The organism is Metabacillus sp. 22489, from assembly GCF_052044855.1.
Lineage (GTDB): Bacteria > Bacillota > Bacilli > Bacillales > Bacillaceae > Metabacillus > Metabacillus niabensis.
In genome coordinates this window covers 61,360-72,490 of record NZ_JBQENT010000025.1, presented here as the reverse complement: position 1 = coordinate 72,490, position 11,131 = coordinate 61,360, and the positions used below count along the sequence as shown (strand labels likewise).

Here is an 11,131-nt window from a genome sequence, read left to right as displayed (position 1 = left end):
TCACTGCCAAACAAGTAGTGTAATGGAGTATTTCACACAAAAAAATAGAGAAAGGTGAATTTGAGTACCCTCAAATTCACCTTTCTCACTATTTAGAGCTAGTTATGTCCCAGCCTCTTTCTCATAGGTTAAAATAACAATCTTTAGTTGTGATGTTCATCAATTTATCTATAGCTTCCTTATCTATTTGCCTTTATTAAATAAGCTTCAAACCACTAAATAAAATAATCGTTGCCATCACAGCCTGTAGTGGTTTAGCGGCGACTTTAGTGGATAACTTACTACCAAAGATTACTCCGGGAATAGACCCAATTAAGAGGTTGGCTGTTAGCATGTAATCAACGCTTCCAAAGCTTGCAGTAAGGATACCAGCAACTGTTACTAGTAAAAATGCATGAGCGATATCAGTACCTACAAGTTCCGAAGGCTTTAATTTATACAAATAGAGCATAGCGATCGCGAATAATGAGCCAGAGCCAATGGATGTTAAACCAACGATAAAGCCGAAAACGACACCTATTAATATCGTTAGAGTCTTCTTCTGATCCAAAGGAAGCAATTGCCAGCGGTTCGGACGGATTTTTTTATCAAAAAATACCCGAATAATAATTGAGATGGCTACAATTGTTAACACATAGCCAAGCGCATGCTTAATAATTTTTTCTTGATGCTCGTGAAATGCTGGAAACATGTAAAGAGTGGTAATTGCAACTACAGCACTAGGAATACTTCCCATCGCCAAATATTTTACCATTTTAAAATTAATCGTTTTTTGCTTCCAATGCTGTCCGACTCCAAACAATTTCGTAATCGAATTGTAAACAAGATCTGTTCCTACTGCGATGGTAGGATTTATCCCTAATGCTATAAGAAGAGGAGTTAACAAGGCAGCTCCACCTACACCAGTTAAACCTACTAAAATGCCAACTGCTAATCCCATTACTACGATACTAACGCTCATTTTGTCTCCTCCTAAAATAAACCCGAGTATATCTATATGATTTTATAACATTCACGAAGGTTAGTAAACAATATTCTAAATATTTTCACTAAATACTTTATTACAAACACCCAAAATTGGTGAATTTGAAATCTTAAAATGCCTAAGAAGCTGTTGTTTTTTAAAAACAGCTTAAACGAATTACGTGACTCCTGCTTAGAGGAATCCAGACGTACCCTGAAGAGGCTTAACCGCCTGACCAGCTTAAGCTGAGTATCTGTAATCGAAGACAAAAACAGCAAAAGTAATATGTAAAAAGCAACAAGCCTTGTGAAAACAATATGATTAAAAATTGAGGTAACGAGATAATGTATGCTAATATTTTGTTTTAGGGAAGATCTTTATTTCTTATAAGAATGAGGTAATAGAATGTCACCAAAAACAAAGGAATCGAAAAAAATTGCGACATATTCACTAATTATTATGGGTGTGGGATTTATTGCGACAATTCCCTTTCAAGGTTCGATTTGGATCGATTTATTGCAAGGTGGATTTGAGGCTGGGTTAGTCGGTGGTTTAGCCGATTGGTTTGCCGTTACTGCACTATTTCGTCATCCACTTGGCCTGCGTATCCCACATACAGCATTGCTCCCGAATAATCGCCAAAGAGTAACAAATGCGCTCGTATCCATGTTAAAGAATGATTGGCTTTCTAAGGAAAGCATCCAAGACAAGGTGAAGCAAATTTCTTTTACGAACATGTTAATCCCGTTAGTAAAGAAGGAAATCGAAAAGGAGCGCTTTAAAAAGACAATCAGCAAGCTATTAAGGCAAGCAATTGAGTATGTAGAGGTTGAAAAAATAACACCGTTTATTAAAAAACAATTGGAAATGACGATCTCGAATTTAGATTTGAAAAAGCTTTTAGACCGTTTAAGCTCTGTCCTGCTTAAAGAACAGGTGGACGAGAAGGCATTAGATTATGTGTTAAGAGAAGCTGAAACCTGGCTAAGTAAGGAAGAGACAAGCCGTCGTCTTGGAGCTGTGACGATGAACGTTTTAAGCAAGGTTCAAGTTGATGGAGTACTTCAGTTTGCTCTTAAATCGATTCAAAGCTTGCTGAATGAGGAAAAGATGGGGAATATTGTGAAGAACTTATTGATGAGTGGCATCAAAAGTTTAAAGCATGCGGAAGAACCAAATCGAAAAGCACTCATTCAGTATATTCGCAAGCAAATGATTGGAATGAGCGAAAATCAACAGCTCGTTAGTGGAGTCGAAAAATGGCGAGAGAAGCTTTTAGCAAATTGGGAGCCAGATGAACAAATCACAGAGACGCTTAGCAAGATTAAGCAAAATGTTATTGAGATCATTGAAAGCGATGATTTCATAGAACGCTATCTCATGCCGATGACGCAGTATTTACTAGAAAAGGTAGAGGAAAATCAAGAGGCGATCGATTCGTGGATTAAAGTGCAAATCGCGATTCTTGTTGAAAGAAACCACGCACAAATTGGCAATCTCGTTCAAGAGAATTTGGATAAGCTTGATACAGAAACGTTGATAGATATGGTAGAAAATAATGTCGGCAAGGATCTGCAATGGATTCGAGTGAACGGGGCGGTTTGTGGATTCATTATCGGGATAATATTAACAGCAATCCATGGTTTAATAAGTCTCGTATAGAATTAAGATAGCAATTGAAATAAAAACAAAAAAGGCAATACTGCATATCAATAGAGCGGTATTGCCTTTTTGTATTTGTCGAAATACATCGAGACAACAGCTACTTATTTATGAAAATCCCGCTTCGCCAGTTCATGCAAGTTTAACAAAAGCATTTAATAGAAAAGAAATAGAAAACCTTCATATTTTACATGTACACATCGTAGGATGGAAATAGACGTTAAAAAAGGAGGTTAAGACAAAGTTATGAATGCGATTACAATAGTTATTGCTTCGATGTGTATTTTAATGATCGCCTACCGTCTCTATGGAACCTTTATGGCTGTCAAAGTACTAAAGCTGGATGATTCTAAGCCAACGCCTGCGCATGAAGTAAATGATGGTAAAGATTATGTACCGACTAACAAATGGGTCTCATTTGGACATCATTTTGCCGCAATTGCAGCGGCAGGACCTTTAGTTGGACCAATTTTAGCTGCACAATTTGGCTATTTGCCTGGTCTGCTCTGGTTACTAATTGGAGCCGTTATCGGTGGGGCAGTACATGATGCAGTTGTTCTCTTTGCCTCAATGCGGAAAAAAGGAAAATCGTTATCAGAAGTAGCAAAAGAGGAGCTTGGACCTGTTGCCGGATTTTGTACAGGACTTGCGATGCTTTTTATTATCACGATTACAATGGCTGGTTTATCGATGGTTGTTTTGCATGCGCTAGAAAAAAATCCGTGGGGAACCTTTGCTGTAGGAACAACAATTCCGATTGCGATGGGAGTAGGGCTTTATTATAAGAAAACGGGTAATTTAAAATTAGCATCAACTGTAGGCTTTATTTTACTTATGCTCGCGGTCTTTATTGGACCATCGATTCAAGGGACAGCTTTAGGCGATTTTCTTACGTTTGATTCAAAGACATTGGCACTTATTTTACCTATTTATGCATTCTTTGCGGCAGCATTACCAGTTTGGCTATTGCTTGCACCAAGGGATTATTTAAGTAGCTTTATGAAAATTGGCGTCTTCCTTGCTTTAATTATCGGAGTGTTTATCATTAATCCATCCATCCATTTCCCTGCGGTAACAGAGTTTGTTAACGGTGGCGGTCCAATTTTAGCAGGACCAGTTTGGCCGTTCATTTCAATAACAATTGCCTGCGGGGCGATTTCTGGCTTTCATGCCTTCGTTGGTTCAGGGACAACACCGAAAATGCTCGACCGATGGAGTGATATTAAGGTAGTTGGCTTTGGGGCGATGCTAGTCGAATGCCTTGTTGGTATCATGGCTCTAATTGCAGCAACTGCTTTACAGCCAGCAGATTATTTCGCAATTAATTCTACCCCAGAAGTATTTAAAACATTAGGGATGGAAGTTATTCATTTGCCAGAGCTTGCCCGGGAAATTGGCTTAGATTTAGAAGGAAGAACAGGTGGCGCGGTAACTTTGGCCGTTGGGATGACCTATATTTTTACTAGTATCCCATGGTTTGAAAGTCTATCATCCTACTTCTTTCAATTTGTCATTATGTTTGAAGCGGTGTTCATTTTAACTGCGATAGATGCAGGTACACGAGTTGCTAGGTATCTCATTCAAGACTTTTTCGGAGAATTTTATAAGCCTTTGAAAAGGACGGAGTGGTTACCAGGGAATATTTTCGCTAGTGCGCTAGCCTGTTTGATGTGGGGGTACTTGCTTTATTCAGGAGATATTGGCTCGGTATGGGCATTATTCGGTGTTTCAAACCAGCTTATGGCTTCAATTGGATTAATCGTTGGTGCAACCGTCATCTTAAAAATTGCCGACAAACGAAGATATATGTTAACATGTCTCATTCCGCTTGCCTATTTGTTTGTTACCGTTAATTATGCAGGGTATTGGATGGTGAAGCATGTATACTTAAATCCAGCAGCAGCCGGCTATAATGTATTAAACGCTATACTTTCAGTCATTATGCTCATTCTTGGGGTAGTGATCTTTATATCAGCAATTAAAAAATGGCTAGAAATCTGGAATACGCCACGCAGACAGCTAGAGGCTACTTATTAAGTAGCAAAAAAGCAAGGGTTGGGCTCCAAACGAAGATACCCAACCCTAGTTTTTATATGATTTCCATATATCTAAATCCGTAAATAGATCCAATCGTCAATGCAATTGTCCAAATAGCGAGACTGATAGCCAGCCACATAATAACCCATCTACGAGATGAACCGAAAGTCAACGCTAATACAGCCGCTAGGTCTGTACCAACTAATCCCGGTGCGAGTATTGCTAACCCTGGTAGACCATACCGTTCCCATAGCCGTCTTGCCCTTGTTTCCCTTTTGGTTGGCCCAGTAATCCCCTTTTTTGCTCTTCTTTTTTCTCGCCACTTTGAGAACTGTTTAAAAAAGAGTCCTAAAATGACGACCATAAGAAAGTTTCCTGCAAAACCAATAATTCCTACGGCAATAGGATTCAGCCCTAACCCAACCCCAAGTGGGACAACAATGAATACATCTAATAGCGGTGCTGCTGCAAGTAAAAATAATACTATATATTGCCAAATTCCTTCTGACTGTTGCAACCATTCCATCATAAGTTTAAATCCTCCAATTTTTATCTGTAATTACCTATACGTGTAATTTGAGAAAAGGTTTCATAAATTCCAAATAGTGTATCATTTGTTATGAAATAGAATGGAATAAGGATAGTGTGCACTATTGTAACAAGGCATATTGATGATGGCAGAAAGCTAAAAACACAACAAGATGTAACATATATATTGAATTATGTAATATATATGTTACTATTTTAGTGGGAGGGATGAAAAAGTTTGGAAAATAAAGTGAAAATAGCCCGTGTACAAGTTGGTTTAACACAGCAACAATTGGCTGATCAAATCGGTGTCACTCGCCAAACAATTAGTTTAATTGAAAAAGGGAAATATAATCCAACCTTAAAGCTCTGTCTTGATATTTGTTATGTAGTTAATAAAACGCTTGATGAAATATTTTGGAAGGAAAAGGAGAATGGGGAGAATGAAAAAAATAACAGATGAACGCTTAATCTTGCAAAACTTAAAAAATATCCGATTTGCCTACATGATTCAAACTGCCGGAATTATTGGGATACTAGGCTTTGACTTCATAACTAAAGGACTAGAAGGTATGAGAGAAAATCCTTTATGGCTTGTATTCATGATAACAACGGTCATTTCTCTCTATTTATCGATGAATATTAGTGTAGACCATGAAAAAAGCAATAAAGCCCCGAAAAAGGGTTTGACGATTTCACTTCTTGTAGCAGTCATGATCTCTTCAGTAGTTGGCTTTCTCGTAACATTAACAGATGGATATACAATAAATGATGGTTTGGTGGCTGGAGGGATATTATTTCTATGTAGCCTTGTGCCAGTCTTTTATATCTACTATTTACGAACAAAGCAAGAGGATGATTATGACGAATAAAAAGGGAAACCTACTAAAAAGTGATAAGTTTCCCCTTTTTGATATATGCTTGAAATTGATTTGACTTGTATAAATCATATTTTTATACATAAACATACAATTTACGTACTTGCTATTTCTTAAGTAAGTCGATACTTTTCTTTTAGTGATTCTGGTGCCATTTGAATCGTTCTCTGCAAAATAAAGGTAGCGATCACAACATCATCAAAAATTCCTAATACAAGTAAAAAGTCAGGAATCAAATCATATGGGAAAAAGATATAGACAAGCAACAAGATGACTGAAATGCCTTTTTTGCGAAAAGGTACTTCCTTTGAGAGGAAAAACTCCTTTAAGAACGGGATGAATTTCCAAAACGTCAGGATAAATTTTATTCTTTTAAAAAATTTGAACAAGTAAATCACTCTTTCTTAGTAGGTATACTAATGAATATATTTTCTAGGATGATTGTATTTTAGTAGATTTTTTTAGTATGCCCAATTTCCTTTTTATCTGAAAGGAGAAACCCTCTTATTATTAGATGACTTGAATAATATCCTGGTCTTTGCTTTCAACACCTTTATTAAACGTTAATTTTGTTTTAAAGCGATAGGATATCGTTTCTGATGAACATGGGATATCCTCAGGTAACTTGAACGTAAATGACACCTGGCTATCTTCCTCTGAATTGATTTGCTTTGATGACAATACCATTGCTGTATCAAGGACTTTTTCTTCACCTGTTTTTTGATTTAACAAGACTAAATCACATTCAATTCTTTTTAATTTCTGTTCAATTGTTCCGCCTTTAATATAAAAGTATCCGTTAATTAATTCGCCCTTTTTATAGGTTTCCTTTGGCAAAATAAGATCAATCATCGCAGATCCAACACCTAAAAGTGACATATATTTCCTAAGTAACATACGTTTGTTTTCCTCCTAAATTTTTGTAGTCTTTTCATCTATTATCGTTAATGCTTCGATGTTTTTCTGTAATTTAAGTTACACCTTTCATTCTCCTTTATCGGATCTAGGTAGAGTTAGAAGGTATAAAAAAACCTTTACCGATTGAGGTAAAGGTTTTAGATACAAATAAAGACCTTTACCGTTAAGTAAAGGTCTTGCTAACAACGTTTGCGTTGCCAACATAGCCGAGAGTGATAAAAACACTCTGTAATGACGACTTTGTTGTAAAAGCTACTCCCCTTTAGGAGATCCGATATTGATTTGAGAATATCATAAAATATTTTTCTATCAGCGTCAATAGGTTTTTGAATATTTATTAGGTAATTTGTGACAAAAATGTTAATCGCTTCACGCGGTGAATTTAATCACTCTTTGTTTTAAAAATTTTTTTGCGATAATATGAATGTTGAAGAAAAGGTTAAGAGATTTTAGGAGGATCATAAAATGAGTAAGTCGATGATAACAGCTACATTTGGTTCAATCCAGTGGTTGTTTTTTATTTTTGCAAATGTAGTAGTAGTCCCGATTTCAATAGGGGCTGCATTTGATATTCCAGCATATGAGGTCGCAACAATCCAACGCAGCTCATTTATTTTTACGGGAATTGCATGCATTCTGCAGGGGGTGTGGGGGCATCGCTATCCGATTATGGAAGGTCCTTCAGGAGTAATATGGGGACTTGTTCTAAATTTATGCTTTTCGGCCTCATCGCTAGGTATGAGCTTAGAGGAAATCGGTGGCGGGATTGCAACAGGGATGATACTAGCAGGAATTTTTACAATGATTCTTGCAATCTTTAATCTGTTTCCGCTAATCAATAAAATTTTAACACCAACAGTCATGAGTGTTTATTTATTTTTACTTACCTTTCAATTAGTATTTACCTTTTTTACAGGGATGCTAAAAATAAATGATAACGGAAAGCTAGATCTCCCTATTTCACTTTTTTCAATTGTGATCGTCATCTTTGTCTGTTTGTTAAATATATTAGGAAAGAAAGCAATTAGTAATTTTTCAATCCTTATCGGGATGATAGTAGGCTGGATTGGCTATGATCTATTATTTCCGGAAAATATAGCGATGGCGAGCAAAGCAAGCTCACTCACCTTGTTCCCGTTTGGGCAACCAAATTTACAAGTAAGCATCATTTTAATTACGTTTCTTGGCTGTTTAGTTAATTTAAGCAATACGAGAACAACAGTTGAAGCGACGTCAAAAATACTTAACGAGACAGCGAGCAGTCATCAATATAAAAGCTCTTATTTATTAACAGGTTTATATGCAGCACTAGCACCGGTCTTCGGATTAATCTCCTATTCGCCATATGCATCATCTATTGGATTTTTGGAAAGTACGAAAATGGTAAATAAGAGGCCGTTTCTAGTAGGTGGGGGATTGATGGTTCTGCTTGGAATCATTCCAGCCCTAGGCTCATTATTAGCAACATTACCGATTACAGTCGGAAATGCGGTTTTATTTGTTGCTTATCTTCAACTATTTGGAACGTCGATAAAAAGCTTAAACGGCTACCAATTTTCATCGAAAACGATTTATCGATTAGCGATTCCTATTTTAGTAGGGGTATCGATTATGACGCTAGATAGCGAAGTATTTACTAGCCTACCAATCTATTTACAGCCGCTTTTTGGTAATGGGTTTATTGTAGGTGTGCTTTTATCCGTTTTTATTGAAAAACTCATCAAATGGGATAAAGTAGTGGATTAAATCATTAACTCCTAACCTTGAGGTAGACATTATCTTTAGGGAAGGAGTTATTCCCTCATTTTGCATTTCTCGGATTATTTAAAAAAACTCCAAAACAACTAACCTCATACTCACATTTTCTATAAAAACAAAACAAACAAATCAAAATAAATAAAAACAAACAAAAACGGGTGTTAAAACAAAAACAAAAGTAGTATAATCAAGAAAAGTAGTTGAGGATTTAGTTTCTATGAAGGAGGTTACTAGATTGAAAGTCTCTCTTTTTATTACATGTTTAGCAGATGTTTTCTATTCAAATGTAGGAAAGCATACTGTCGAATTATTAGAAAAGCTTGGGTGTGAGGTTGATTTCCCTGAGCAGCAAACATGCTGTGGTCAACCAGCCTATAATAGTGGGTATCATAAGGAAACGAAGGAAGTTGCCAAGCATATGATTAAGACATTCGAGGCATCAGATTATGTTGTTGGGCCGTCTGGATCATGTATTGCAATGCTCCGTGAGTATGGGCATCTCTTCAAGGATGAGCCGGTTTGGAAGAAAAAGGCGGAAAAGCTTGCAAGTAAATCATATGAATTAACTCAATTTATTGTTGAGGTATTAAAGGTAGAAAACGTCAATGCTAGTTTACCAGCATGTGCTACGTATCATAAATCATGTCATATGACACGGCTATTAGGTGTGAAAGACGCACCATTGAAGCTGTTGGAAAATGTTGATGGCTTGGATGTAAAGCCACTGCCGAATAGTCATGACTGCTGCGGCTTTGGTGGAACGTTCTCGGTGAAAATGGTGCCGATTTCTGAGCAAATGGTTGATGAGAAGGTTCAGCATGTTGAGGAAACAGGAGCAGAAATATTAATCGGTGCAGACTGTGGCTGTCTCATGAACATAGGTGGACGGATTAACCGAAAAGGAAAGCCGATAAAAGTGATGCATATTGCAGAAGTACTCAATAGTGAGGTGAAATAAAGCATGGCGATGAAAATCAGTGATGACAAGTTTTTTGAACGGGTTGATAAAGGTGTTAATAATTCATTTATGCGAAATGCGGTTGCATCTGCCCAGGAACGAATGCAAGGTAAGCGATTAGCGGCAGCAGATGAGCTAGGAAATTGGGAGGAATGGCGTAAGCTCGGGGAAGAAATTCGAACACATACGCTTGAAAACCTAGATTATTATTTAGAGCAGCTTAGCGAAAACGTGATAAAACGCGGTGGTCATGTATTTTTTGCGACAACGAAGGAAGAGGCAAATGAATATATAACAAAGGTTGTCAAAGAAAAGCAAGCGAAGAAAATCGTTAAATCGAAATCGATGGTGACGGAGGAAATCCACTTAAATGCTGCATTGGAAGCGGCTGGATGTGATGTGATTGAAACGGATTTAGGTGAATATATTTTACAGCTTGATGACCATGATCCACCATCACATATTGTTGTACCAGCACTTCATAAAAACAAAGAGCAAATCCGTGATACTTTTAAGGAAAAGCGAGGCTATCAAAAATCGGAAGTCCCTGAAGAGCTTGCCCTTTTTGCTAGAGAACAGCTGCGTCAGGAATTTTTAAGTGCTGATTTAGGCATAACAGGCTGTAATTTTGCTGTAGCAGATTCCGGATCGATTAGTCTTGTTACAAATGAAGGGAACGCTGGACTTGTAACCGCTTTACCGAAGACGCAAATTACCGTGATGGGAATGGAAAGAATTGTGCCAACATGGGAAGAGCTTGATATTTTAGTTAGTTTATTATGCAGAAGCTCTGTTGGGCAAAAGCTAACGAGCTATATAACTGGATTAACAGGCCCAAAGGAAGATGGGGATGTTGATGGTCCGGAAGAGTTTCATCTTGTCATTGTTGATAATGGTCGTTCAAATATATTAGGTACAGAATTTCAAAGTGCTCTTCACTGTATCCGCTGTGCTGCATGTGTCAACGTATGTCCAGTGTATCGTCATATCGGTGGTCATTCATATGGCTCGATTTATGCAGGTCCAATTGGTGCGGTTTTAACCCCGTTGCTAGGAGGCTATGAGGATTATAAGGAATTACCTTATGCATCAAGCTTATGTGCAGCATGTACAGATGCATGTCCGGTAAAAATTCCTCTGCATGAATTGCTCATAAAGCATAGAAGAAAGATTGTTGAGGATGAAAAGAAGTCTCCATTCGCTGAAAAGCTTGCAATGAAAGGCTATCAGTTAGCTGTAAGCAACCCAGCTATATATAAGGCAGGAACAAAATCTGCATCAACCGTCATGGCGCCATTTACCGGAGGAAACAGTATTCAAAAGGGGCCAGGCCCTATAAAGCCATGGACAGATGTTCGTGATTTCCCAGCACCGAATAAAGAAAGATTTCGAGATTGGTATAAAAAGCGTGAGAAGGGTGGCGAGTAA

General features: G+C 37.5%; 11 protein-coding genes. 7 read left to right on the top strand and 4 right to left on the bottom strand.

Annotated elements, in window-relative coordinates; genetic code table 11:
* Positions 1-196: 196 nt before the first annotated feature.
* Complete coding sequence (locus tag ACTJJ9_RS15270; protein ID WP_095299499.1) at positions 197-961, bottom strand: sulfite exporter TauE/SafE family protein; 765 nt, start codon at positions 959-961, stop codon at positions 197-199.
* Between the two features lie 408 nt (positions 962-1,369).
* Here ACTJJ9_RS15270 and ACTJJ9_RS15265 point away from each other — a divergent pair, with 408 nt between their 5' ends.
* Positions 1,370-2,626, top strand: a complete 1,257-nt coding sequence (locus ACTJJ9_RS15265; RefSeq protein ID WP_095299500.1) for a DUF445 domain-containing protein — start codon at positions 1,370-1,372, stop codon at positions 2,624-2,626.
* Between the two features lie 246 nt (positions 2,627-2,872).
* Positions 2,873-4,663, top strand: coding sequence for a carbon starvation protein CstA (gene cstA, locus ACTJJ9_RS15260; RefSeq protein ID WP_145581226.1), 1,791 nt, complete (start codon positions 2,873-2,875; stop codon positions 4,661-4,663).
* 52 nt (positions 4,664-4,715) lie between these two features.
* Here cstA and ACTJJ9_RS15255 read toward each other — a convergent pair whose 3' ends face one another.
* Positions 4,716-5,192, bottom strand: a complete 477-nt coding sequence (locus tag ACTJJ9_RS15255) for a small multi-drug export protein (protein ID WP_095299502.1) — start codon at positions 5,190-5,192, stop codon at positions 4,716-4,718.
* 237 nt (positions 5,193-5,429) lie between these two features.
* Between ACTJJ9_RS15255 and ACTJJ9_RS15250 the strand changes: the two genes are divergently transcribed.
* The gene (locus ACTJJ9_RS15250) at positions 5,430-5,654 is read left to right on the top strand and encodes a helix-turn-helix transcriptional regulator (protein WP_145581225.1); all 225 of its coding nucleotides are present in this window, start codon (positions 5,430-5,432) and stop codon (positions 5,652-5,654) included.
* Positions 5,635-6,063 (top strand): hypothetical protein, encoded by a 429-nt coding sequence (locus tag ACTJJ9_RS15245; protein WP_095299504.1) that lies wholly within the window; start codon positions 5,635-5,637, stop codon positions 6,061-6,063. The genes ACTJJ9_RS15250 and ACTJJ9_RS15245 overlap by 20 nt, the downstream gene beginning before the upstream one ends.
* A 119-nt stretch (positions 6,064-6,182) precedes the next feature.
* On the opposite strand, the gene ACTJJ9_RS15240 is transcribed toward ACTJJ9_RS15245, so the two are convergent.
* Both ACTJJ9_RS15240 and ACTJJ9_RS15235 read right to left on the bottom strand, forming a co-directional pair.
* Entirely contained in the window at positions 6,183-6,467 is a 285-nt protein-coding gene (locus tag ACTJJ9_RS15240; RefSeq protein ID WP_370877249.1) for a YkvA family protein, read from the bottom strand.
* 112 nt (positions 6,468-6,579) lie between these two features.
* The gene (locus ACTJJ9_RS15235) at positions 6,580-6,966 is read right to left on the bottom strand and encodes a sporulation protein (protein WP_095299506.1); all 387 of its coding nucleotides are present in this window, start codon (positions 6,964-6,966) and stop codon (positions 6,580-6,582) included.
* Between the two features lie 486 nt (positions 6,967-7,452).
* On the opposite strand from ACTJJ9_RS15235, the gene ACTJJ9_RS15230 reads away from it, so the two are divergent.
* The 3 genes from ACTJJ9_RS15230 to ACTJJ9_RS15220 all read left to right on the top strand — a co-directional run bounded on the left by ACTJJ9_RS15230 (position 7,453) and on the right by ACTJJ9_RS15220 (position 11,131).
* Positions 7,453-8,733, top strand: a complete 1,281-nt coding sequence (locus tag ACTJJ9_RS15230) for a uracil/xanthine transporter (RefSeq protein WP_095299507.1) — start codon at positions 7,453-7,455, stop codon at positions 8,731-8,733.
* 247 nt (positions 8,734-8,980) lie between these two features.
* Complete coding sequence (locus tag ACTJJ9_RS15225) at positions 8,981-9,703, top strand: (Fe-S)-binding protein (protein ID WP_145581223.1); 723 nt, start codon at positions 8,981-8,983, stop codon at positions 9,701-9,703.
* Between the two features lie 3 nt (positions 9,704-9,706).
* Complete coding sequence (locus ACTJJ9_RS15220) at positions 9,707-11,131, top strand: LutB/LldF family L-lactate oxidation iron-sulfur protein (protein WP_095299509.1); 1,425 nt, start codon at positions 9,707-9,709, stop codon at positions 11,129-11,131.

Coding starts and splice junctions, on each gene's coding strand:
- ACTJJ9_RS15270 (WP_095299499.1), bottom strand. CDS start 961: ATGAGCGTTAGTATCGTAGTAATGGGATTAGCAGTTGGCATTTTAGTA.
- ACTJJ9_RS15265 (WP_095299500.1), top strand. CDS start 1,370: ATGTCACCAAAAACAAAGGAATCGAAAAAAATTGCGACATATTCACTA.
- cstA (WP_145581226.1), top strand. CDS start 2,873: ATGAATGCGATTACAATAGTTATTGCTTCGATGTGTATTTTAATGATC.
- ACTJJ9_RS15255 (WP_095299502.1), bottom strand. CDS start 5,192: ATGATGGAATGGTTGCAACAGTCAGAAGGAATTTGGCAATATATAGTA.
- ACTJJ9_RS15245 (WP_095299504.1), top strand. CDS start 5,635: ATGAAAAAAATAACAGATGAACGCTTAATCTTGCAAAACTTAAAAAAT.
- ACTJJ9_RS15235 (WP_095299506.1), bottom strand. CDS start 6,966: ATGTTACTTAGGAAATATATGTCACTTTTAGGTGTTGGATCTGCGATG.
- ACTJJ9_RS15230 (WP_095299507.1), top strand. CDS start 7,453: ATGAGTAAGTCGATGATAACAGCTACATTTGGTTCAATCCAGTGGTTG.
- ACTJJ9_RS15220 (WP_095299509.1), top strand. CDS start 9,707: ATGGCGATGAAAATCAGTGATGACAAGTTTTTTGAACGGGTTGATAAA.